17 protein-coding genes and 4 tRNA genes are annotated in these 23,867 nt (G+C 71.5%); 10 read left to right on the plus strand and 11 right to left on the minus strand.

Going from position 1 to position 23,867, the window contains the following annotated elements; genetic code table 11:
- Positions 1 to 23 precede the first annotated feature (23 nt).
- Positions 24 to 1,010 (plus strand): Bug family tripartite tricarboxylate transporter substrate binding protein, encoded by a 987-nt coding sequence (locus EV684_RS04785; protein WP_132645065.1) that lies wholly within the window; start codon positions 24 to 26, stop codon positions 1,008 to 1,010.
- Here the strand turns inward: EV684_RS04785 and EV684_RS04790 are convergent.
- Positions 982 to 2,292, minus strand: a complete 1,311-nt coding sequence (locus EV684_RS04790) for an MFS transporter (RefSeq protein ID WP_132645066.1) — start codon at positions 2,290 to 2,292, stop codon at positions 982 to 984. The genes EV684_RS04785 and EV684_RS04790 overlap by 29 nt on opposite strands.
- A gap of 141 nt (positions 2,293 to 2,433) precedes the next feature.
- On the opposite strand from EV684_RS04790, the gene EV684_RS04795 reads away from it, so the two are divergent.
- The 9 genes from EV684_RS04795 (at position 2,434) to EV684_RS04835 (ending at position 13,065) form a co-directional block, all read left to right on the plus strand.
- Positions 2,434 to 3,846, plus strand: a complete 1,413-nt coding sequence (locus EV684_RS04795; protein WP_132645067.1) for an aminotransferase-like domain-containing protein — start codon at positions 2,434 to 2,436, stop codon at positions 3,844 to 3,846.
- A gap of 146 nt (positions 3,847 to 3,992) precedes the next feature.
- On the plus strand, positions 3,993 to 5,207 hold the full coding sequence (locus EV684_RS04800; RefSeq protein ID WP_132645068.1) for an efflux RND transporter periplasmic adaptor subunit: 1,215 nt from the start codon (positions 3,993 to 3,995) through the stop codon (positions 5,205 to 5,207).
- Between the two features lie 2 nt (positions 5,208 to 5,209).
- Entirely contained in the window at positions 5,210 to 7,171 is a 1,962-nt protein-coding gene (locus EV684_RS04805) for a MacB family efflux pump subunit (protein ID WP_132645069.1), read from the plus strand.
- A 14-nt stretch (positions 7,172 to 7,185) separates the two neighbouring features.
- Entirely contained in the window at positions 7,186 to 8,553 is a 1,368-nt protein-coding gene (locus tag EV684_RS04810) for an efflux transporter outer membrane subunit (protein ID WP_132645070.1), read from the plus strand.
- Positions 8,554 to 8,672: 119 nt separating this feature from the next.
- Positions 8,673 to 8,993 (plus strand): BON domain-containing protein, encoded by a 321-nt coding sequence (locus EV684_RS04815; protein WP_132645071.1) that lies wholly within the window; start codon positions 8,673 to 8,675, stop codon positions 8,991 to 8,993.
- Positions 8,994 to 9,108: 115 nt separating this feature from the next.
- Positions 9,109 to 9,762: a DUF3348 family protein gene (locus tag EV684_RS04820; RefSeq protein ID WP_132645072.1), complete on the plus strand. Its 654-nt coding sequence runs from the start codon at positions 9,109 to 9,111 to the stop codon at positions 9,760 to 9,762.
- Entirely contained in the window at positions 9,759 to 11,834 is a 2,076-nt protein-coding gene (locus EV684_RS04825; RefSeq protein WP_132645073.1) for a DUF802 domain-containing protein, read from the plus strand. Before EV684_RS04820 ends, EV684_RS04825 begins: the two co-directional genes overlap by 4 nt.
- Complete coding sequence (locus tag EV684_RS04830; protein WP_009859026.1) at positions 11,831 to 12,478, plus strand: OmpA family protein; 648 nt, start codon at positions 11,831 to 11,833, stop codon at positions 12,476 to 12,478. Before EV684_RS04825 ends, EV684_RS04830 begins: the two co-directional genes overlap by 4 nt.
- Positions 12,475 to 13,065: a DUF2894 domain-containing protein gene (locus EV684_RS04835; RefSeq protein ID WP_132645074.1), complete on the plus strand. Its 591-nt coding sequence runs from the start codon at positions 12,475 to 12,477 to the stop codon at positions 13,063 to 13,065. Before EV684_RS04830 ends, EV684_RS04835 begins: the two co-directional genes overlap by 4 nt.
- Position 13,066: 1 nt before the next feature.
- Here EV684_RS04835 and EV684_RS04840 read toward each other — a convergent pair.
- The 10 genes from EV684_RS04840 to EV684_RS04885 form a co-directional block, all read right to left on the minus strand.
- A tRNA-Leu gene (locus tag EV684_RS04840) sits at positions 13,067 to 13,158 on the minus strand.
- Positions 13,159 to 13,220: 62 nt separating this feature from the next.
- A tRNA-Cys gene (locus EV684_RS04845) sits at positions 13,221 to 13,294 on the minus strand.
- Between the two features lie 64 nt (positions 13,295 to 13,358).
- Positions 13,359 to 13,434: transfer RNA gene (locus EV684_RS04850), tRNA-Gly, on the minus strand.
- Between the two features lie 82 nt (positions 13,435 to 13,516).
- Positions 13,517 to 15,940, minus strand: a complete 2,424-nt coding sequence (lon, locus tag EV684_RS04855; RefSeq protein WP_132645075.1) for an endopeptidase La — start codon at positions 15,938 to 15,940, stop codon at positions 13,517 to 13,519.
- Between the two features lie 90 nt (positions 15,941 to 16,030).
- Positions 16,031 to 17,299, minus strand: a complete 1,269-nt coding sequence (clpX, locus tag EV684_RS04860; protein WP_132645076.1) for an ATP-dependent Clp protease ATP-binding subunit ClpX — start codon at positions 17,297 to 17,299, stop codon at positions 16,031 to 16,033.
- Positions 17,300 to 17,417: 118 nt separating this feature from the next.
- Positions 17,418 to 18,026, minus strand: a complete 609-nt coding sequence (gene clpP / locus EV684_RS04865) for an ATP-dependent Clp endopeptidase proteolytic subunit ClpP (protein ID WP_132645077.1) — start codon at positions 18,024 to 18,026, stop codon at positions 17,418 to 17,420.
- Positions 18,027 to 18,040: 14 nt separating this feature from the next.
- The gene (gene tig, locus EV684_RS04870; protein WP_132645078.1) at positions 18,041 to 19,351 is read right to left on the minus strand and encodes a trigger factor; all 1,311 of its coding nucleotides are present in this window, start codon (positions 19,349 to 19,351) and stop codon (positions 18,041 to 18,043) included.
- A gap of 30 nt (positions 19,352 to 19,381) precedes the next feature.
- Positions 19,382 to 19,468, minus strand: a tRNA-Leu gene (locus tag EV684_RS04875).
- A 143-nt stretch (positions 19,469 to 19,611) separates the two neighbouring features.
- On the minus strand, positions 19,612 to 22,767 hold the full coding sequence (locus EV684_RS04880) for an efflux RND transporter permease subunit (RefSeq protein WP_132645079.1): 3,156 nt from the start codon (positions 22,765 to 22,767) through the stop codon (positions 19,612 to 19,614).
- Positions 22,767 to 23,852 (minus strand): efflux RND transporter periplasmic adaptor subunit, encoded by a 1,086-nt coding sequence (locus EV684_RS04885; RefSeq protein WP_165908399.1) that lies wholly within the window; start codon positions 23,850 to 23,852, stop codon positions 22,767 to 22,769. Before EV684_RS04885 ends, EV684_RS04880 begins: the two co-directional genes overlap by 1 nt.
- Positions 23,853 to 23,867 lie beyond the last annotated feature (15 nt).

The raw sequence follows: 23,867 nt of genomic DNA on the forward strand, positions 1-23,867 counted from the left end.
CCAAACGACAAGAGGAGACGACGATGCACAAGACGACGAACCGCCGCCGAACGCTGGCGGCCCTGGCCGCCGGCCTGGCGCTGGCAGCGCTGGCCGGCCCTGCGAGCGCGCAGGCGCCCTACCCCAACAAGCCGATCCGGCTGATCGTGCCCTTCGTGCCCGGCGGCGTCACCGACGCCAGCGGCCGGCTGATCGCCGACGCGCTGGGCCGCCGCCTGGGCCAGCAGGTCGTCGTCGACAACAAGCCCGGCGCCAGCGGCAACATCGGCAGCGCCCAGGCGGCGCAGGCGCCGGCCGACGGCTACACGCTGCTGCTGGGCTTCGACGGCACGCTGGTCATCAACCCGCACATCTTCGCCAAGGTGCCGTTCGACACGCAGAAGGACTTCGTGCCGGTCGGCAAGATCGGCGACGCGACGCTGATCCTCGTCGCCCACCCCTCGCTGCCGGCGAACACGCTGCAGGACGTCATCGCGCTGTCGAAGACCCAGCCGCTGGCCTACGGCACCTCGGGCATCGGCGGCACGCCGCACGTCGCCGGCGAGATGCTGGCGCAGCGCACCGGCGCGCGGCTCGAACACGTGCCCTACAAGGGCGGTGGCCAGGCGATGACCGACGTGATGGGCGGCGCGATCCCGCTGGTCTACACCGCCGTCGCCGGCGCGCACGCCCACGTCAAGGCCGGCAAGCTGAAGGCGATCGCGGTGTCCAGCGCGCGCCGCAGCAGTTCGCTGCCCGACGTGCCGACCTTCGCCGAAGCCGGCGTGCCCGACTTCGTCGTCGACAGCTGGGTCGGCCTGCTGGCACCGGCGGCCACGCCGCCGGCCATCGTCGCGCGCCTGAACACCGAACTCAACGCGGTGCTCAACGACCCGGCGGTGCGCGACAAGCTCGCCGTGCTGGGCATCGAGCCGCGGCCGGGCACGCCGGACCAGTTCCGCGTCGCGATGCAGCGCGACTTCGCCGCCTACGGGCCGATCGTCAGGAAGGCCGGCATCCGCCTGGAGTGAAGGCCTCGGGGAAGTGGCGCGCGTACCAGCCACGCGCGCCCTCGTGGTCCTGGCGCAGGAACAGCGCCAGCCCCGGCACGGCCATCAGCAGCAGGCCGCTGGCGGCGAAGCCCGCGGCCAGCAGCAGGTAGACCGCCGGTACCTCGGCGATGCCCAGCAGCGCGCCGCCCAGCGCCGGCGCCAGCGTCGCGGCGAGGTGGGCGATCGCCAGGTGCGCGGCGCTCATCCGGGCGCGGTAGTCCTCGGGCATCGCCAGCATGCGGTGCGTCTGGCCGACGAGCTGCGTCACCGACATGCCCAGGCCGATGACGGCGAACAGCGCGACCAGCCCCGGCGCCCAGCGGCACAGGCCGATGCCGGCGATCGCCAGCGCGCAGGCCTGAACCGCGAGGGCGAGGGCCCTGACCCGCCCGGCGCGCTCGATCAGCGCCGGCGCCAGCCCGGCGACGCCGGCCAGCAGCCCCAGCGACATCGCCGCGCTGCAGGCGCCGAACCAGGCCGCCGACAGCCCCAGCCCCTGGATGCGCAGCGGCAGCAGCAGCCCGGTGGCCGGCAGCAGGCACATCATCATCAAGGCGCCGACCAGCGTCCACCAGCGGTCCAGCCGCACCCGCCACTTGGCGCGCAGGCCGGCCGCCATCTCGTCGAACCAGCCGCGGCTCGGCGCCGCGCCGGCCGGGCGCCGGGCCGAGCCGACGTTCCAGGCCGCCAGCGCGGCGAAGACGAACAGCATCAGGTTCAGCACCATCGCCGCCTCCAGCCCGGCGCCGGCGAGCACGACGCCGCCCAGCCCAGGCCCCAGCAGCCCGCCCAGCGCCTGGGCGCCGCGGCGCAAGCGGATCGCCGCCGGCAGTTCCTCCGCCGGCAGCAGCTCGGGCAGGATGCTGGCTTCGGCCGGCCAGAGCAGCGCCGTCGCCGCCACCGACAGCAGGCTGCAGGCGCAGATCAGCCCCAGGTCGTAGACGCCGGCCGCGCACAGCAGCGTGATGACCAGCGCATCGAGCACCAGCACCAGCTTGCCCAGGCGGATCAGCCGGCGCTTGGGCCAGCGATCGCCGGCCGGCGACAGCAGCGGCGTCACCAGCAGCGCGGCGAAGGCGGTGATCGCGCCATAACGCGCCAGCGCCTCGGCGCCGCCTTCGCGGCTGATCCACCAGGCCAGCGCCAGGTGCATGGCCGCAGCGGCGAGCAGGCCGAACAGCTCGCCCAGCATCAGCCGGCGCACCGGCACGGGAATCGAGCGCCAGGCGGCGGGCAGGGTCGGGAGCAGGCGTTCGGTCATGCGCTGCACTCTAGGCAGCGCGGCCGGCGCGCGTAAGCCACAGCAGCCGCCTCCGGCGCCGCATGCAGCGGCCGCTGTATCGACCCAGGCGACGGATCTCTGTATCGATCCAGAAGCGGTGCGCCGGCGTATCGTCGCGCCATGTCCGAACGCCCCACCCGCTACCGCAGCCTGGCCGAGGACCTGGCGCGTGCGCTGCATGAAGGACGCTATCCGCCGGGCTCGCAGCTGCCCTCGGTGCGCCAGCTGTGCGCCGAACACGGCGCCAGCCTGGCGACGGTGACGCACGCGCTGCACGAGCTGGAGGACGCCGGGCTGATCGAGGCCCGCGCCCGGCGCGGCCACTTCGTGCGCGGCGCCGTGCGCGCCCCGGTGCCGGCCGGCGGCCCGTCGCTGGAACTCGAAGGCCGGCGCAAGCGCCTGATCGAGCTGGCGACGACGCGGCCCGACAGCCTGTCGCTGAGCCACCTGGCGCTGCCGGCGGCGCTGCTGCCGCTGGCCGCGCTGCAGCGCCATCTGCAGCAGGCACTGGCCGCCGACCGCTCGCTGCTGGCCATCGGCAGCGTCTACGGCAGCGACGCGCTGCGCCAGGCGCTGGCGCACCGCATGCTGCGCGCCGGCTGCGCGGTCGACGCCGAGGACATCGTCGTCACGCACGGCGAAGGCGAGGCGCTGGAGCTCTGCCTGCGGCTGCTGACGCGCCCGGGCGACATCGTCGCCGTGCCCGAGCCGGGGTCGCTGCGGGCGCTGGAACTGGTCGCCAGCCTGGGCCTGAAGCCGCTGGCGATCCCGGCGCCGCAGGACGGCGGCTTCTCGGTGCCGGCGCTGGCCTTCGCGCTGCAGCACCACGACGTGCGCTGCTGCGTCGTCGATCCGAGCTTCGACACCGTGCGCGGCAGCCGCATGCCCGACGCGGCGCGCGAGCAGCTCGCCGCGCTGCTGCGCGAGCACCGCCTGCCGCTGATCGAATGCGAGCTGATGGGCGAGCTGCAGCGCAGCGGCGAGCGCCCGCGCCCGGTCAAGGCCTGGGACACCGAAGACCGCGTGCTCTACTGCGCCAGCCTGGCCTGCGTCACCGGCGCGGGCTTCAGCGTCGGTTGGGTGGCCAGCCGGCGCCACCGGCTGCAGCTGCGCGCCGCACGCGCGGTGCACGGCGAGCTGCTGTCGCCGCTGACCGACGCCGCGCTCGCCGGGTTCCTCGCCGACCGCGGCTACGAGACGCATCTGCGCCGCCTGCGGCGCACGCTGGCCGCGCAGACCGAGGCCTGGGTCGAGGCCGCGCGCCGCTGGCTGCCGCCGGACACGCGCGTCACGCCGGGTGAAGGCGGCTACGTGATCTGGGTCGAGCTGCCGCCGGGAGTCGACAGCGCCGCGCTGCTGCCGCGACTGCGCGAACGCGGCTACGGCTTCGTGCCGGGTACGGCCTTCGGCGCCGGTGCGGCACTCGCCAGCGGGCTGCGGCTGAGCGCCGCCCACCCGCTGGACGCACAGCGCGAGCAAGGCCTGCGCCGGCTCGGCGAGCTGTTGCGCGAACCGGGCCGTGACACGGCATGACCTGCGCCACCGCGCCGGCGCACGACAGGTCGCGCCACCGCTGAAGATCGTGCCCTCGGGCACGTGAAGCACGCTTCACAGAACGGCAAACAGGCCCTGGCGCCCGAGCGCCAGAGTCGGCGGTCGTTCCCGCTACCCGCCTGCCGATGAACCCCACGACCGCCCGCCGGCTGCGCTACGGCGTCGCCGGCCTGGCGCTGCTGATCGCCGCCATCGCGGCGCAGCGCCTCGTCTTCTCCCGCCCCGAACCACCGGCGCTGATCACCGCGCCGGTCACACGCGCCGACCTGCTGGACACGGTGCTGGCCAACGGCACGCTCGAGGCCTTCAAGCAGGTCAGCGTCGGCGCCCAGGTCTCGGGCCAGGTGAAGTCGCTGAAGGTGGCGCTGGGCGACGACGTCAGGAAGGGCCAGCTCGTCGCCGAGATCGACTCGATGACGCAGCAGAACACGCTGCGCAACGCGCGTGCGGCGCTGGCCAGCGTGCTGGCGCAGCAACGTTCGGCGCAGGCGACGCTGGCCCAGGCGCGGCGCACGCTGGCGCGTCAGCAGCAGATGCGCCGCAGCGAGGCCAGCGCGCCGGCCGACCTGGAATCGGCCCAGGAAGCCGTCGAGGTCGCCGAGGCCGAGGTCGCCGCGCTGCAGGCACAGCTGGAGCAGGCCCGCATCAGCGTCGACACCGCCGAGGTCAACCTCGGCTACACACGCATCACCTCGCCGATCGACGGCCAGGTCGTGGCCATCGTCACCGAGGAAGGCACGACGGTGAACGCCAACCAGTCGACGCCGACGATCCTGATCGTCGCCCAGGTCGACACGATGACCGTCAAGGCCTCGATCTCCGAGGCCGACGTCACCAGCGTCAAGCCGGGCCAGAAGGCCTGGTTCACGATCCTCGGCGAGCCGCGCCGGCGCTTCGAGGCCCGGCTGCGCACCGTCGAGCCCGCCACCGACAGCATCAGCTCGACCTCGACCTCGAGCAGCAGCACCTCGAGCACCTCGTCGACGACCAGCGCCACGGCGATCTACTACAACGGCAAGTTCGAGGTGCCCAACCCCGACCGCCTGCTGCGCATCTCGATGACCGCCGAGGTGCACCTCGTGCGCGGCGAGGCCCGGGGCGCGCTGAGCATTCCCGTCGGCGCGCTGGGTGCGCACCAGGACGACGGCCGCACGCTGGTGCAGGTGCTCGGCGCCGACGGCATGCCGCAGCCGCGCGCGGTGCGCATCGGCCTGAACAACAACGTCGCCGCCCAGGTGCTCGACGGGCTGAAGGAAGGCGAGCGCGTGGTGCTCGGCAACGCCGCCTCGCCGACGGCGTCCACCAGCGGCCGGCGCATGGGCCCGCCGCCGATGTTCTGACGATGGCCGGCCCCCACGAGAGCGCCACGCCGCTGCTGTCGCTGCGCGGCGTCTGGCGCGAGTACCCCGCCGGCGACGGCACGATCGCCGCGCTGCGCGCGCTGGACCTGGACATCGCCGCCGGCGAGATGGTGGCCATCGTCGGCCAGTCGGGCTCGGGCAAGTCGACGCTGATGAACGTGCTCGGCTGCCTGGACCAGCCGACGCGCGGCCGCTACACGATCGCCGGCCGCGAGGTCGCCAGCCTGGCACCCGACGAACTGGCGGCACTGCGCCGCGAGCACTTCGGCTTCGTCTTCCAGCGCTACCACCTGCTGTCGGACCTGACGGCGCAGGGCAACGTCGAGATGCCCGCGGTCTACGCCGGCAACGCACGCGCCGAGCGCCAGGAGCGGGCGCGCACGCTGCTGCAGCGCCTGGGCATGGCCGACCGCCTGGGCCACGTGCCGGGCAAGCTCTCGGGCGGCCAGCAGCAGCGCGTGTCGATCGCCCGGGCGCTGATGAACGGCGGCGAGGTGATCCTCGCCGACGAGCCCACCGGCGCGCTGGACAGCGCCTCGGGCGCCGAGGTGATGCGCATCCTGGCCGAGCTGCACGCCCAGGGCCACACCGTCATCCTCGTCACCCACGACATGGGCGTGGCGCGGCACGCGCGGCGCATCGTCGAGATCAAGGATGGCGTCATCGTCGCCGACAGCGGCCGCCCGGCGGACCACGCGGCGCCGGCGACGGCGCGCGCCGACGTCCGCCGCGGCCGCGGCGCCTGGCTCGACGGCCTGCGCGAGGCGCTGCACATGGCGCTGCTGGCGATGAACGCCCACCGCCTGCGCACGCTGCTGACGATGCTCGGCATCATCATCGGCATCGCCTCGGTGGTGTCGGTCGTCGCACTCGGCGAGGGCTCGCGGCGCAAGGTGCTGGCCGACATCAGCAGCATCGGCACCAACACCGTCGAGGTCTTCTCCGGCCAGGGTTTCGGCGACCCGCGTTCGGCGCGCATCCAGACGCTCAGACCTGCCGACGCCGACGCGCTGGCCGAACAGGGTTTCGTCGACAGCGTGACGCCCAACGTGCAGACCTCGCTGACGGCGCGCTTCGGCAACGTCGACGCCTCGGCCAGCGTCAGCGGCGTGGGCGACCAGTACTTCCGCGTCAAGGGCCTGAAGCTCGCCGACGGCACGGCCTTCGGCGCCGACGCGATCGAGCGCTACGCGCAGGTGGCCGTCATCGACGACAACACGCGCAAGAAGCTGTTCCCGACGACCGAGCCGGTCGGCCAGGTGATCTTCCTGGGCAGCATGCCGGTGACGGTGATCGGCGTCACGGCCAGGAAGGACAGCGCCTTCGGCCCCAACAGCGAGAGCCTGAACGTCTTCGTGCCCTACACGACGGCGATGCGGCGGCTGATCGGCCAGGGCTATCTGCGCAGCATCACCGTGCGCGTCGCCGACCACGCGCCGATGGACGCCGCCGCGCAGGGCATCGGCCAGCTGCTCGAACGCCGCCACGGCCGCGTCGACTTCTACGTGCTCAACACCGACAGCATCCGCCAGACGATCGAGAGCACGACACGCACGCTGACGCTGCTGATCGCGTCGATCGCGGTGATCTCGCTGGTCGTCGGCGGCATCGGCGTGATGAACATCATGCTGGTCAGCGTCACCGAACGCACCGCCGAGATCGGCGTGCGCATGGCCGTCGGCGCGCGCCGGCGCGACATCCAGCAGCAGTTCCTGATCGAGGCGGTGCTGGTCTGCCTGCTCGGCGGCGCGCTGGGCATCGCCTCGGCGCTGGCCTTCGGCGCGGTGTTCTCGCGCTTCAGCCAGGACTTCAGCCTCGCCTTCTCGCCGCTGGCGATGCTCGCCGCCTTCGGCTGCGCGACGCTGATCGGCGTCGTCTTCGGCTGGCTGCCGGCACGCAACGCCTCGCGCCTGGACCCCGTCGAGGCCCTGGCCCGCGATTGAACCCGACCCCCGTGATGACCTCCGCCCGCCCTCTCCTGCTGCTGCCGCTGGCGCTGCTGGCCGCCTGCTCGGCGCTGCGCACGCCTTACGAACCGCCCGCCACCGCGCTGCCGGCCGCCTGGTCCGGGCCCGCCGAAGCGGCCACTGCCGCGACCGACCCGCGCTGGTGGCGAGCGCTCGGCGACCCCGTGCTCGACCGCTTCGTCGACGAGGCGCTGGCGCGCAACACCGACCTGGCGGTGGCCGGCGTCGCGCTGCGCCAGGCGCGGCTGCAGGCCGGCCTGGCCGACAGCGACCGCCGGCCCGGCCTGAGCGCCAGCGTCAGCAGCCAGGCCGAACGCGGGCTGGACGCGCCGCGCACGACGACGCACGCCTATTCGGCCAGCGTCGGCGCCAGCTGGGAGGCCGACCTCTGGCAGCGCCTGGGCGCACTCGCCGACGCCGCGCAGCTGGAAGCCGGCGCCAGCGAGCAGGACCGCGCCGCCGCCGCGCTCAGCCTGTCGGGCACCGTCGCGACGCTGTACTGGCAGCTCGGCTACCTGAACCAGCGCATCGCCAGCGCCGAGGCCAGCGTCGACACCGCACGCCGCACGCAGGCGCTGGTGCAGGCGCAGTTCGACGCCGGCGCCGTCGGCGCGCTGGAACGGCACGAAGCCGAGCAGACCGTGCTCGCCCAGCAGGCGACGCTGGAAGACCTGCGCCAGCAGCGCACCGAGGCGAGACACGCCTTCGCGCTGCTCTTCGACCGCGCCGCCGACGACGTGCCGCCGGCCGCCGAGCCCCAGGCGCTGCCCAGCGCCGCTCTGCCGGCGCCACGCGCCGGGCTGCCCGCCGAACTGCTGGGCCGGCGCCCGGACCTGCGTGCCGCCGAGCTGCGGCTGCGCAAGACCCTGGCCCAGGGCGACGCCGTGCGCGCCAGCTACTACCCGACGCTGACGCTCACCGGCAGCCTGGGCGGCAGCAGCAGCGCACTCGGCCAGGTGCTGGCCAACCCGGTGGCCGCACTGGGCAGCGGACTGGCCCTGCCCTTCCTGAACTGGCGCGAGATGCAGCTGCAGGGCGAGCTGCAGCGCGCCAACTACGAGAGCGCCGCGATCTCGTTTCGCCAGACGCTGTACGCCGCGGTGGCCGAGGTCGAGGACGCCTTGTCGGCACGCCAGGCGCTGGCGCGCCAGGGCGAGTGGCTCGAAGGCTCGCTGGCCGCGGCGCAGCGCATCGAGACGCTGTACGAAGCACGCTACCGCGCCGGTGCCGTCGCGCTGCGCACCTGGCTGGACGCGCAGGAGAGCCGCCGCAGCGCCGAGGTCGCGCTGGCCGAGAACCGGCTCGCGCGGCTGAAGAACCAGGTCACGCTGGTGCAGGCGCTGGGCGGCGCGGGCTGAGCGTCGGAGACGTCCGACGCGCGTTTGCGCTGCGGCCCCACGCCAGTGGCGACCTTTCGAGGACAGCATGCGTCTACGAAGGCCGCACTGCGGCCTTCGCAATCAAGGAGAACGAACGCATGAACCTCATCCGAAACACGCTCGCCGCCACGATCACGGCCGTCGCCGCCCTCGTCGTCCTGCCCGGTTGCGCCGTCACGCGCGACCAGTCCACCGTCGGCGAGTACATCGACGACAGCGCGATCACCACCGCCGTGAAGGCCAAGTTCGTCGAGGACAAGTCGGTCGACGCCACCGCGATCAGCGTCGAGACGCTGCGCGGCGAAGTGATGCTGTCGGGCTTCGCCAAGTCCGGCACCGAGAAGGCCCGTGCCGAGACGCTGGCGCGCAGCGTCAAGGGCGTCAAGCAGGTGAAGAACCAGCTGGAGGTGCGCGGCTGAGCGTCGCCGAGCCGGCACGGCGGGCGCCTGCGGGCGCCCTTTCTTTTGCCCGCGCCGGCCACCACACGGCGCAGGCGGTACACTGCGCGCCCTTTACCGATCCTTCGACTGGCTCATGCTGCACGGGTCTGCCAGCCCGGGCGTCGCCGGTTCGGAGCTCACCCGCCTCCTCGCCCGTCTTGCCGACGGGCCGCCGGCCGAAGGGCGACCCGCCTTCGCCGAGCGACTGGGCCACTGGCTCGGATGGGCGGGCGCCATCTCGCTCGCTTCGGCGCTGGCCGCCGGACAGGCCGTGCCCGCCGCGGGCCGCACGGCCGGCAGCGAGGACGCGGACTTCCGGCGCGTGCGCGCGGCCCTGGAGGCGGCGATAGCCGCCGGGCCCGCCGAGCCGGCCACGAGCCCGGACGACTTCGGCCCGTTCCATCGCCACTGCCTGGGGCTCCAGCAGGGCATGCACGACGCCGTCGCCGCGCTGCGGCGTCGGCTGCGCGACGCCTTGTCGCGGCGTTCGGCGGCGCTGGCGCGTGTCGCGGCGATCGACGCCGCGCTGGAGCCGGCACTGGCGGCGCAAGAACGCCGCGTGCTGGCGCTGGTGCCGCAGCGGCTGATGGCGCATTTCGAGCGCCTGGGCCGCGAACACGGCGAGGACGCGGGCTGGCTGGCCGCCTTCCGCGAGGATCTGGACGAGGTGATGCGGGCCGAACTGGCGCACCGGCTGCTGCCGGTGCAAGGCCTGCTGCAGACGCTGCACGACCACGACGCGAGATGAACCGACTGCTTCCCCACGCGGCCTTCGCCGCCGGCATGCTGGCCCTGATCTGGGTCGGCGCCGGTTATGGCGCCTCCAACCCGCTGGCGCTGACGCTGGTCGCGCTGATCGCGGCCTTCTACCTGGCCGGCGCGCTGGAGCTGCGACGCTTCGCCGCCGAGACCGAGGCGCTGAACGCCCAGCTCGGGGCGACGACCGCCGAACCGCCGTCGCTGGCCGCCTGGCTGGACGGCGTGCCGGCGGCGCTGCGCGACACCGTGCGCCTGCGCATCGAAGGCGAACGCACCGCCCTGCCCGGCCCGGCGCTGGTGCCCTATCTCGCCGGCCTGCTGGTGCTGCTGGGCATGCTCGGCACCTTCCTCGGCATGGTCGTCACGCTGCAGGGCACCGGCCAGGCGCTGGAACACGCCGCCGACGTCGAGGCGATCCGCGCCTCGCTGGCGGCGCCGGTGCGCGGCCTGGGGCTGGCCTTCGGCAGCTCGGTGGCCGGCGTCGCCGCGTCGGCGATGCTGGGGCTCGCGTCGGCGCTGCTGCGGCGCGAACGCCGCCGCGCCGGGCGCCGGCTGGACGCGGCGATCGCCGGGCCGCTGCGCGCCTTCTCGCGCACGCAGCAGCGCGAAGCCTCGCTGGCGCTGCTGCAGGCCCAGGCGCAATGGCTGCCGGCGCTGGCCGAGCGGCTGCAGGCGCTGGCGACGACGATCGAAGAACGTGGCCGCACGCAGGACGAACGCCTGCTCGCCGGCCAGCAACGTTTCCACGACGACGCCGGCCAAGCCTGGCGCGAACTGTCGGCCACCGTCGCCACGACGCTGGCCGAGACCGCCGCCGCCAGCGCGCGGCAGGCCGCTGCGGCGGTCGAGCCGGCGGTGCAGTCGACGATGGCGGCGCTGGAGCGCCAGTCGGCGGCGCTGCACGAGACGCTGCAGGGCCAGGTGCAACAGCATCTGGCCGGCGTCGCCGAACGCCTGGACGCCACGGCCGAACGCCTGGCCGGGCACGGCCGCGAGGCGCTGGACACGCAGCAGGCGCGCCAGCAGGCCCAGCTCGATCGCCTGGGCGCGGCGCTGGAGCGTTTCGGCGACGACCTGCAGACGCGTTCGGCGACGCTGCTCGACGGGCTTGACACCCGGCTGCAGGCCGGCGCGGAGCGCTGGTCCTCCGCCTGGCAGCAGACGCTGGCGACCCAGCACGAAGCCCAGGCGGCGCTGGCCGCCGCCGGGCGCGAGACCGTGGCCGCCGCCGGCGAAGCGCTGCAACGGCACGCCGCCGCGCTGCACGCCGAGCTGGCCACCGCACGCGCCGCCGCCGACGAGGCCGCCGCGGCCCGCGAAGCCGAACGCCGCGCCGCGATGGACGACGCGCTGCAGGCACTGGCCGAACGCCTGGCCGATGAGACACGCCGCGCTGCGGCCGACGCCGCCGGCCACCAGCAGCGTGTCTGCGCCGCGCTGGACGCCGCCGCCGACGCCGTCTCGGCACGCACGCGCGAGCAGGCCGAGGCGACGATCGCCGAGATCGGCCGCCTGGTGCAGGCGGCGGCCGAGGCGCCGCGTGCCGCCGCCGAGGTCATCGCCGAGCTGCGCCAGGCGCTGTCGGACAGCCTGGTGCGCGACAACGCGGCGCTGGAAGAACGCAACCGCCTGCTGGGCACGCTGGGCGAACTGCTAGCCACCGTGCAGCGCGCCGGGCGCGAGCAGCGCGAGACGATCGCTTCGCTGGTCGAGGGCACCGGCAGCTTGCTGGAGCAGGCCGGCACACGCTTCGCCGCCCAGGTCGAGACCGAAGCCCAGGCGCTGCGCGCCACCGCGGCCCAGGTCGAGGCCGGCGCCGGCGAACTCGCCGCGCTGGGCGAAGGTTTCGGCCAGGCGGTCGAGCTCTTCGCGCGCAGCAGCGAGCAGACGACGGCGCAGCTGCAGCGCATCGAAGCCGCGCTGGCCCAGGCCGGCGCACGCAGCGACGAGCAGTTGGCCTATTACGTCGCCCAGGCGCGCGAGATCGTCGACCTGACGCTGGGCGCGCAGCAGCAGGCGGTGGCCGCGCTGCAGCGCCGCGCCGCCGAGGCCGGGGCATGACCGCCGACGACGAGATCGACGGCGACGCCGAGCACGGCGCGCCGGTCTGGGCGGTCTTCGGCGACCTGATGTCGGGGCTGCTCGGCGCCTTCGTGCTGATCCTGGTCTGCGCCATCGGCCTGCAGCTGGACCTGGCCGAGCGCCTGCGCGCCGAGGTGCAGCAGCGCCAGGCCGAAGCCCAGCGCCGCGAGGCGCTGGAGCACGCACTCGCCGTGCCGCTGGCCGCCGGCCGCGTGACGCTGGCCGGCGGACGCATCGGCATCAGCGGCAACGTGCTGTTCGCCTTCAACTCGGCCGAGCTGCAGCCCGAGGGCCGCCAGTTGCTGAAAAGCCTGGCCGGCCCGCTGGCGGCGTATCTGTCGGCGCGCGACGAGGTGCTGATGGTCAGCGGCTTCACCGACGACCGCCAGGTGCGCGACGGCGGCCGCGCGCGCTTCGCCGACAACTGGGAGCTGTCGGCACAGCGTGCACTGACCGTCACGCGGGCGCTGATCGAGGACGGCGTGCCGTCGTCGGCGGTGTTCGCCGCGGCTTTCGGCGCCGAGCAGCCGGTGGCCTCGAACGCCGACGCCGCCGGGCGGGCGCTGAACCGTCGTGTCGAGATCGCGCCGACGCCGCGGCGCGCGGCCGACACGGCACGATGAACATACCGGCCGACGAGGAGCTGTTCGCGGCCCTGGCCGCACGCCGCGTCACGCCCGGCGCCGAGCCGGTCGCGCTGGCGGTTGCCGAAGCGCTGGCGCGCCGCGCCTCGGCAGCCGAAGGCGAGACGCGCCGGCTGCTGCTGGCGCGTCTGCAGCGGCGCATCGACGCGATCTCGAGCGCAGCCACCGCCGCACCGGCAGCCGCATCGGCGCCGGCACCCTGGGCCGCCCTGACGTCGCTGGTTGACCGCCTGGGCCGCGCCGAGGCGCCACCGCCGCGCAGCCAGGTGCGTGCGCCGGCGCCGCCACCGCTGAAGACCGTCGCCGCGCTGCAGCCCACCGTCGGCCGGCTGAAGGCCGAACACCGGCTGCGCCAGGCGCGTGCCCAGGTGCCCGAGAACGCCGGGCCGCTGCATTCGTCGCGTGTCGTGCACCGCATGCTGCAGACGCTGCACGCCGACGCGCCGGGCTACCTGCAGGCGCTGAGCGCCAGTGTCGAGGCCCTGGCCGAGCTGGAGCGGGAGTTCGAGGCCAGCCTGCGGCCGGCGGGACGCGAAGCGCGAGGCGAAAGACGCCGTCAACGCTGACTGGTGCCCGGAGCGGGGATCGAACCCGCATGCCCTCTTTCGAGAGGCGGCGGAGTTTAAGTCCGCTGCGTCTGCCAGTTTCGCCATCCGGGCGTCGCACCGGGTACACGATGCACAAAGGGCTCCACGCGGGAGCCCTTTGACACTCGAAATACTGGAGGCGCGATCCGGAGTCGAACCGGACTAGACGGATTTGCAATCCGTTGCATAACCGCTTTGCTATCGCGCCGCGTGGCAGAACACCCGGATTCTGCCCAAAAAGAAGGGAAGCCTGGGCTTCCCTTCGGATGTCTTGGAGCGGGAAACGAGGCTCGAACTCGCGACCTCAACCTTGGCAAGGTTGCGCTCTACCAACTGAGCTATTCCCGCTTTGCCCTTGAATTGCTGCATTGGCTGCAACGAATCAAGACCAACAGTATAGACCGATTTTTACGCGGTTGGCAAGACCTTTTCAGTGCGGCAGGGCATCGGACCCGACGACCGGCGTCACCGCCGCTTCCGGTGCGGCGTCCTTGGCCGCGACCTCGTCTTCCGGCAGCGGCTCGGGCACCTTCTCCAGCGCGATCTCGAGCACGCGGTCGATCCAGCGCACCGGCACGATCTCGAGGTTGTTCTTCGCGTTCTCCGGAATCTCCTGGAGGTCCTTGACGTTCTCCTCGGGGATCAGCACCGTCTTGATGCCGCCGCGGTGGGCCGCCAGCAGCTTCTCCTTCAGGCCGCCGATCGCCGTGACCTCACCGCGCAGCGTGATCTCGCCGGTCATCGCGACGTCGGCACGCACCGGGATGCCGGTCAGCGCCGAGACGAAGGCCGTCGTCATCGCCGCGCCCGCGCTCGGCCCGTCCTTGGGCGTGGCGCCGTCGGGCACGTGGATGTGGATGTCGCGCTTCTCGAACATCTCGTCCTTGATGCCCAGGCGGCGGGCACGCGAACGCACCACCGAACGCGCGGCCTCGACCGATTCCTTCATCACGTCGCCGAGCTGGCCGGTGCGGATGATGTTGCCCTTGCCGGGCATCACCGCCGCCTCGATGGTCAGCAGGTCGCCGCCGACCTCGGTCCAGGCCAGGCCGACGACCTGGCCGACCTGGTTCTGCTTCTCGGCGCGGCCGAAGTCGTACTTGCGCACACCCAGGAAGTCGTTGAGGTTGTCCTCGGTGACGACGACCTTGCCTTCGTAGGTCTTGAGCTGGATGCCCTTGACCACCTTGCGGCAGATCTTGGAGATCTCGCGCTCGAGCGAACGCACGCCGGCCTCCCGCGTGTAGTAGCGGATGATGCCGCGCAGCGCCGACTCGGTGACTTCCATCTCGCCGTCGGCCACGCCGTTGTTCTTCTGCTGCTTGGGCAGCAGGTAGCGCTGGGCGATGTTGAGCTTCTCGTCCTCGGTGTAGCCGGCCAGGCGGATGACTTCCATCCGGTCGAGCAGCGCCGGCGGGATGTTCATCGAGTTCGAGGTGGCGACGAACATCACGTCCGACAGGTCGAAGTCGACCTCGACGTAGTGGTCGCTGAAGGTGTGGTTCTGCTCGGGGTCGAGCACCTCCAGCAGCGCCGACGACGGGTCGCCGCGGAAGTCCATGCCCAGCTTGTCGATCTCGTCGAGCAGGAACAGCGGATTGCGCACCGCGACCTTGCTCAGGCTCTGCAGCACCTTGCCCGGCATCGAGCCGATGTAGGTGCGGCGGTGGCCGCGGATCTCGGCCTCGTCGCGCATGCCGCCCAGCGCCATGCGCACGAACTTGCGCCCGGTGGCGCGCGCCACGCTCTGACCGAGCGAGGTCTTGCCGACGCCCGGCGGGCCGACGAGGCAGAGGATCGGCGCCTTGACCTTGTCCACGCGCTGCTGCACCGCGAGGTACTCGAGGATGCGGTCCTTGACCTTCTCCAGGCCGAAGTGGTCCTCGTTGAGCACCGTCTCGGCGTTCGCCAGGTCGTGCTTGATCTTGGACTTCTTCGCCCAGGGCAGGTTGACCAGCGTGTCGATGTAGTTGCGCACGACGGTCGCCTCGGCGGACATCGGCGACATCAGCTTGAGCTTCTTCAGCTCCGACTCGGCCTTCTTGCGCGCTTCCTTGGTCATGCGCGCGGCGGCGATCTTCTTCTCGAGTTCCTCGAGATCGGCACCTTCTTCGCCGTCGCCGAGCTCCTTCTGGATCGCCTTGACCTGCTCGTTGAGGTAGTACTCGCGCTGGCTCTTCTCCATCTGCCGCTTGACGCGGCCGCGGATGCGCTTTTCGACCTGCAGGATGTCGACCTCGTGCTCGAGCAGCTCGAGCAGCTTCTCCAGCCGCTGCGCGGTGGCGAACAGGTCGAGCACGGCCTGCTTGGCTTCGAGCTTGAGCGGCAGGTGCGCGGCGATCGTGTCGGCCAGGCGGCCCGGATCGTCGATGCCGGCGATCGAGGTCAGGATCTCGGGCGGGATCTTCTTGTTGAGCTTGACGTACTGGTCGAACTGCTGCGTCACGGCGCGGCGCAGGGCTTCGATCTCCGGCGAACTGTCGGCCGGCGGGGTGATGGGCGCGACGGTACCGACGAAGTGTTCACCGGAGTCGGTGATCGTGACGGTGTGGGCGCGCTGCAGGCCTTCGACCAGCACCTTCACGGTGCCGTCGGGCAGCTTGAGCATCTGCAGGATGCTCGACACGCAGCCGATCTCGAACATGTCGTCGGCCTTGGGCTCGTCCTTGCCGGCGGCCTTCTGGGCCACGAGCATGATCTGCCGGCCCGACTCCATCGCCGCTTCCAGCGCCTTGATCGATTTCGGGCGCCCGACGAACAGCGGGATGACCATGTGCGGAAACACCACGACGTCACGCAGCGGCAGCAGCGGCAGCGTGATCGGGTCGCTCGGCAGGGTGGGATGTCCGGACATCGGTGTACCTCTCTTTCTCAGGTCCACGTGGGGCCCGAGAGGGCAAATGCAAGTGGCGGGCCGCCGCGTGCAGGCGCGGCGCGGCCGGGATCAGGCACTGGCCTTGTGTTCCCGGTAGACCAGCAGCGGCTTGGCGCCGTCTTCGATGATGTGCTCATCGATCACGACCTTGGCCACGCCGTCCAGCGTCGGCAGGTCGAACATGGTGTCGATCAGCGCGTGCTCCATGATGGAGCGCAGGCCGCGGGCGCCGGTCTTGCGCGCCAGCGCCTTGCGCGCGATCGCCGCCAGCGCCGACGGACGGATCTCGAGATCAACGCCGTCCATGCCGAACAGCTTCTGGTATTGCTTGACCAGCGCGTTCCTGGGCTCGGTGAGGATCTGGACCATCGCGTCCTCGGTCAGCTCGCCGAGCGTGGCGACGACCGGCAGACGGCCGACCAGTTCGGGGATCAGGCCGAACTTGATCAGGTCCTCGGGTTCGACTTCGCGGAACAGGTCGGAGACCTTCTTCTCGCTCTTGCTGTGCACGGTGGCGGCGAAGCCGATGCCGGACTTCTCGGTGCGGTTCTGGATGACCTTCTCGAGGCCGTCGAACGCGCCGCCGCAGATGAACAGGATGTTCGTCGTGTCGATCTGCAGGAAGTCCTGGTTCGGGTGCTTGCGCCCGCCCTGCGGCGGCACGCTGGCCATCGTGCCTTCGACCAGCTTGAGCAGTGCCTGCTGAACGCCCTCGCCCGACACGTCGCGCGTGATGCTCGGGTTGTCGGCCTTGCGGCTGATCTTGTCGATCTCGTCGATGTAGACGATGCCGCGCTGCGCGCGCTCGACGTCGTAATTGCAGTTCTGCAGCAGCTTCTGGATGATGTTCTCGACGTCCTCGCCGACGTAGCCGGCTTCGGTCAGCGTGGTCGCGTCGGCGATCACGAAGGGGACGTTGAGCAGCTTGGCCAGCGTCTGCGCGAGCAGCGTCTTGCCCGAGCCGGTGGGGCCGATCAGCAGGATGTTGCTCTTCGTGAGCTCGACCTCGTCCTTGCCGCCGGCGCCCATGTGCTTGAGGCGCTTGTAGTGGTTGTAGACCGCCACCGACAGCGTGCGCTTGGCCACGTCCTGGCCGATCACGTACTGGTCCAGGCTGGTCTTGATCTCGCTCGGGACGGGGAGGTCGGATTTGGTGGCCTTCGCCACGGCGCCATCAGCCGGAACCTCGTCACGGATGATGTCGTTGCAGAGCTCGATGCACTCGTCGCAGATGAACACCGACGGCCCGGCAATGAGCTTCTTCACCTCGTGCTGGCTCTTGCCGCAGAAGGAGCAGTAAAGGACTTTCTCGCCGGAGGCGCCCTTCTTGTCGGCCATGTCTCGTCTTGCGCGGAGGGAAAAGGGATCCGAACCCCATCATAGACCAACTCCCGCCGCCTGCCGGGCGGCGAAAAGGAGGCCTTTTCAGGGGGTCGTGAAGAGGTGGAAAAGCGCGTCAGCCGCGCTTCTCGAGGACCTGGTCGACCAGACCGTAGTCCTTGGCCTCGCTGGGCGACAGCCACATGTCGCGCTCCATGTCGGCAGCGATCTTCTCGATCGGCTGCCCGGTGCGCTCGGCGTAGATGCGATTGAGCTGCTCGCGCGTCTTGATGATCTCGCGCGCCTGGATCTCGATGTCGCTGGCCTGCCCCTGGGCGCCGCCCGAAGGCTGGTGGATCATCACACGCGAGTTCGGCAGCGCGAAACGCTTGCCCTTGGCGCCGGCCATCAGCAGGAAGCTGCCCATGCTGGCCGCCATGCCCATGCACAGCGTCGAAACCTCCGGCTTGATGAAGTTCATCGTGTCGAAGATCGACAGGCCCGCGCTGACGCTGCCGCCCGGCGAATTGATGTACAGGAAGATGTCCTTGTCCGGGTTCTCGGACTCCAGGAACAGCAGCTGAGCGCAAACGAGATTCGCGACCTGGTCGTTGACAGGGCCGACGAGGAAGACGATCCGCTCGCGCAGCAGGCGGCTGTAGATGTCATAGGCGCGTTCACCGCGCCCGGACTGCTCGATGACCATGGGCACCATGCCCAGGCCGGTCGTCTCGATCACGCTCATAAGGGGCTGTTTCCTCAGGCTGCCGACATCAGTTCGTCGAACGGTAGCACCTTGTCCGTGACCTTGGCCTTCGCCAGGATGAAGTCGGTGACGTTGTTCTCGATGACCACCGCCTCGACCTCGGCCATGCGCTGGCGGTCACCCAGGTACCAGCGCACCACCTCGGCGGGCTTCTCGTAGCTCTGGGCGAGCTCCTCGATGTGCGCGCGCAGCTGGTCGGGCTGGGCCTGCAGGTTGTTGGCCTTCACCAGCTCGGCGACGACGAGGCCCAGGCGCACGCGGCGCTCGGCCTGCGGGCGGAAGATGTCCTCGGGGATCGGCGCGTTCTCGGCGTCCTTGATACCGCGCTGCTTCAGGTCGGCACGTGCGCCGGCCACCAGACGCTGCAGTTCGTTGGCCACCAGCGCGTTGGGCAGCTCGAGTTCGGCGGCCTTGGCCAGCGCTTCCATCGCCGCGGCCTTGTTGCGCGAACGCACGCGGAACTTGACCTCGCGCTCCAGGTTCTTCTTGACGTCGGCGCGCAGCGCCTCGACGGTGGCTTCCTGGATGCCCAGCGACTTGGCGAACTCGTCGTCGATGGTGGGCAGGTGCTGGATCTCGCACTTGGTCATCGTGACGAGGAAGTCGGCTTCCTTGCCGGCCACGTCCTGGCCGTGGTAGTCGGCCGGGAACTGCAGCGGGAAGGTCTTGTTCTCGCCGACCTTCATGCCACGCACGGCCTTGTCGAACTGCTCCAGCATCTGGCCTTCGCCGATGATGAACTGGAAGCCTTCGGCCTTGCCGCCGGCGAAGGGTTCGCCGTCGATCTTGCCTTCGAAGTCGATCGTCACGCGGTCGCCTTCGGCGGCGCCTTCGGCGGCCGGACGCTGCGTGAAGGTGCGGCGCTGCTTGCGCAGGATCTCGACGGTGCGGTCGATGGCCTCTTCGGTCACCTCGGCGCCGACGCGCTCGACCTCGATCTCGGCCAGGTCGGCGAGCTTGACCTCGGGGTAGACCTCGAAGGTGGCGTCGAAGGCGATCTCGCCCTCGGCAGCCTCGTCCTTCTGCGTGATGCGCGGGGCGCCGGCGACACGCAGCTTGGCCTCGGCGGCGGCATCGGCGAAGGCCTGGCCGACACGGTCGTTGACGACCTCGTACTGGACCGAGTAGCCGTAGCGCTGGGCGACGACCGACATCGGGACCTTGCCCGGACGGAATCCGTCGGCCTTGACGGTACGCGCGAGCTTGCGCAGGCGGGCCTCGACTTCGCCGTTGATGGTGCTGGCGGGCAGCGTCAGCGTGATGCGGCGTTCCAGTTTTTCGAGGGTTTCGACGTTGACGGCCATGTGGGGCTCTCTAAGGCTTCAGTGAATGTCTGGTGCGCGGGGCCGGACTCGAACCGGCACGCCCGTGAAGGCGTCAGGACCTAAACCTGGTGCGTCTACCAATTTCGCCACCCGCGCGCTCAAAAACGTCGCCGCACGACACCCGCGGCGCGAATCCCGCGGAGGTCGTCGATCGCCGTTCCCGGATAACTCGATCGGTAAACCGCGCATTCTAGCCGGCACGCGGACCGAGCCGGACGCAGGCCCGCTCGCCACGCGCATCAGCGCCCTGCCCCGCCCTCGCGGCGCACGCGGAACCAGGCCGCGTACATCGCCGGCAGCGCCAGCAGCGTGAGGGCCGTGGCAAGCACCAGCCCGCCCATGATCGCGACCGCCATCGGCCCCCAGAAGGTGCTGCGCGACAGCGGGATCATCGCCAGCACGGCCGCGGCGGCGGTCAGGACGATCGGCCGGAAGCGCCGCACCGCGGCCTCGATGATCGCGTCCCAGGCGGCGACGCCGCGCGCGCGGTCAAGCTCGATCTGATCGATCAGGATCACCGAGTTGCGCATGATCATGCCGGCCAGCGCGATGACCCCCAGCAGCGCGACGAAGCCGAAGGGCTGGCCCAGCAGCAGCAGCGCCGCCGCGGCACCGGCGACACCCAGCGGCCCGGTCAGGAACACCAGCAGCGCGCGGCCGAAGCTGCGCAGCTGCAGCATCAGCAGCGTGAAGATGATGAACAGCATCACCGGCACGCCCGCGACGATCGAGCGCTGGCCCTTGCTGCTCTCGGCGACGGCGCCGGCGGTCTCGATGCGGTAGCCCGGTGGCATGCGCGCCTCGAGCGCACGCATCGCCGGCTGGAGCTGGGCCGTCACCGTGGCGCCCTGCACGCCTTCGGCGACGTCGGCCTGCACGGTGGCGGCGTAGTCGCGGCCCTCGCGGTGCAGCACGCCGGGCTCCCAGTCGAGGCGCAGCTGCGCCACCTGCGTCAGCGGCACGGCACGACCGCTGGCGGTCTGCACGTAGGCGCTGGACAGGTCGGCGATCGTGTCGCGTTCGGACTCGGGCAGGCGCAGCACGACGTCGACGAGCTTGTCGCCCTCGCGGTACTGGGCCACCGTGCTGCCCGACAGCAGCGTCTGCGAGGTCTGCGCGACGAGGCGGCTGGTGACGCCCAGCGCACGCGCCTTGTCCTGGTCGATCTCCAGGCGCAGCACCTTGATGGCCTCGTTCCAGTCGTCGTTGACGCCGCGGGCATGCGCATTGGCGCGCATCAGCACCTTGGCTTCGTCGGCCCAGCGGCGTACTTCGCGGGCATCGGGCCCGAGCACGCGGAACTGCACCGGATACGCCACCGGCGGGCCGTTGGGCAGCGCCGTCACGCGTGCACGCACCTCGGGGAACTCGGCCGCCAGCACCGCGGGCAGCTCGCGGCGCAAGACGTCGCGGTCGTCCGGATCCCGGGGCAGGAGGATCATCTGGCTGACGTTGCTGTTCGGGAAGATCTGCTCGAGCGGCAGATAGAAACGCGGCACGCCCGAACCCACCCAGGTGCTGACGGTGGCGATGCGCCCGTCGGCCAGCAGCCGCGCCTCGACGCGGCGCGCGACCTCGTCGCTGGCGCGGATCGTCGCGCCCTCGGGCAGCCACAGGTCGACCAGCAGTTCGGGCCGGGCCGACTCGGGGAAGAACTGCTGCTGCACGCGCGTCATGCCGAAGAGGCCGAGCGCGAACGAGGCGACGGTGACGCCGATCGTCAGCCAGCGGTGTGCGACGCACCAGTCGACGGCGCCGCGGAAGCGGTTGTAGAACGGGCTGTCGAACAGCTCGTGCGGGCCGTCGCCGGCATCACCGGCCTGGCTGCGCGTGTGCAGCAGCCAGGTTCCGAGATACGGCACGAAGTAGACCGACACCAGCCACGAGACGAGCAGCGCGGCCGTCGTCACGGCGAAGATCGCGAACGTGTACTCGCCGGTCTCCGACTTGGCCAGCCCGATCGGCAGGAAGCCCGCGGCGGTGATCAGCGTGCCGGTGAGCATCGGCATCGCGGTGATCTCGTAGGCGAAGGTGGCGGCACGCAGCTTGTCGTAGCCCTCCTCGAGCTTTCGCACCATCATCTCGACGGCGATGATCGCATCGTCGACCAGCAGGCCCAGCGCGATGATCAGCGCGCCCAGCGACACCTTGTGCAGGCCGATGTCCCAGAAGCGCATCACGACGAAGGTGATCGCCAGCACGAGCGGGATCGTGATCGCGACCACCATGCCCGGCCAGACGTCCACGCGCAGCGGCCGCGTGTGCAGACCCAGGCTGAGGAAGCTCACGGCCAGCACGATGACGACGGCCTCCAGCAGCACGCCGACGAATTCGTTGACCGACGCCGAGACCACCTTCGGCTGGTCCTGGATCTGCTCGAGCTCGATGCCCACCGGCAGCACGGCGCGCAACTCGTGCACCGCCGCGGCCAGGGCCTTGCCGAGTGCGACGATGTCGCCACCCGAGGCCATCGACACCCCCAGTGCCAGCACCTGGCGGCCCTGGTGGCGCACCATCGTCGTCGGCGGATCGACGTAGCCGCGGCGGATCTGGGCGATGTCCTGCAGCCGGATCGTGCTCGCGCGGCCGGTCTGGGGGTTGGTCGCCCGGATCGGAAAACGCGCCAGCTCCTCGACCGAGCTGAACTGGCCGCCGACGCGCAGCTGCAGCTGCTCGGCGCCGGCCTGCAGCGTGCCCGCGCCTTCCATCGCGTTCTGCGCGCCGAGCTGGGCGACGACCTCGCCGGCGTCCAGCCCCAGCTCGGCCATGCGCTTGCGCGAGACCTCGACGAAGATGTTCTCGGCCTGGCTGCCGAAGATCTCGACCTTCGCGACGTCGGGCACGCGCAGCAGGCGCTGGCGCACGTCGTCGGCGAACTCGCGCAGCTCCTCCTGGCTGAAACCGTCGGCCGAGAGCGCGAAGATCGAGCCGTAGACGTCGCCGAAGTCGTCGTTGAAGACCGGTCCGACGACGCCTTCGGGCAGCGTCGAGCGCATGTCGCCGATGCGCTTGCGAACCTGGTACCAGGCGTCGCGCACCTCCGCCGGCGGCGAGTGCTCGGCCAGGAACAGCGTCGTCACCGACTCGCCGGGCTTGGTGTAGCTGCTGATGCGTTCGGCGTAGGGCACCTCCTGCAGCGTGCGCTCGATCTTGTCGGTCACCTGCTCGGCCACCTGCTCGGCGCTGGCGCCGGGCCACCACGCCTGCACGACCATCGCCCGGAAGGTGAACGGCGGATCCTCGTCCTGACCGAGCTGGAAGTAGGCGGCGACGCCGAGAACCGTCAGCACCACCATCAGGTAGCGCGTCAGCGGCGCGTGTTCGAGCGCCCAGCGCGAGATGTTGAAGCGCTCGCGGGCCGGTGCCGGCGAGCCGTCGTGGTTGTGCGGCGACATCAGCGCTTCGTGTCCTCGTACAGACGCACCTTCTGTCCCGGGGCGAGCACGTGCACGCCAGCCGTCACGACGACGGCACCGGGCGCCAGCCCCCCGGCGACGACGGCGCTGTTGCCGTCGGTGCCCCCCAGCTCCACAGGCTGCGGCTTGACCGTCATCGTCGCGCGGTCGAGCACCCAGACCGAAGTCCTGCCCTGGTGTTGAACGACCGCGGTCAGCGGCAGCTTGGCGACGCCCTGGACACGCGGCCCCTCGATCAGCACCGAGGCCGTCTGACCCAGCTGTGCCGAACCCGCGCCGACGTCGGCCTTGACGGCGAAGGTGCGGGTCGCCGCGTCGGCCGCGGCGGCGACTTCACGCACCGTCGCCGGCATCGTCTCCTCGCGCCCCCACAGCCGCACGCGCACCGAGCCGGGCCGGCCCAGCATCGAACGCAGCCTGCCGACCTCGTCCTCCGGCACCGCGAAGACGACGTCGCGCGGACCGTCGTGCGCCAGACGCAGAACCGGCGTGCCGGCGGCGAGCACCGCACCGGGCTCGGCCATCACCGCGGTGACGATGCCGGCGGCGCTGGCGTGCAGGTCGCTGTAGGCCGCCTGGTTGGCCTGCACGCCGGCCTCGGCACGGGCCTGCTCGAGCTGAGCGCGGGCCGCCTTCAGCGTCGTCTCGCGGCGGTCGAGTTCGGCGGCGCTGATGAAGCCCTGCTCGAAGAGTTCGCGAAAACGCCTGAAGTCGGCTTCGGCCATCTCGGCGTTGACCTGGGCCGAGCGCACCGTCGCCTGGGCGGCGGCCTGGGCCAGGCGCAGGTCCTCGGGGTCGAGCTGGGCCAGCAGTTCGCCGGCGGCGACGTGCCGGCCGATTTCGGCCTGGCGGCGCACCAGCTTGCCTGCGACGCGGAATCCCAGCTGCGACTCGGTTCGTGCCTGAACCTCGGCGGCGTACTCCTGGACACCACCGGCGCTGGCCGGCGCGAGCACGACGGTGCGCACCGAGCGCACCGGGGCGGGAGGCGGCTCGGTGCGCGAGCAGGCGGCGAGCGTGATGGCCGCCAGCAGGGCCAACGGAACGGTGCGGAAGGGCTTCATGCGCTGGCGTTAATG

It is taken from the genome of Rubrivivax gelatinosus, assembly GCF_004340905.1.
Taxonomy (GTDB): Bacteria; Pseudomonadota; Gammaproteobacteria; order Burkholderiales; family Burkholderiaceae_C; genus Rubrivivax; species Rubrivivax gelatinosus.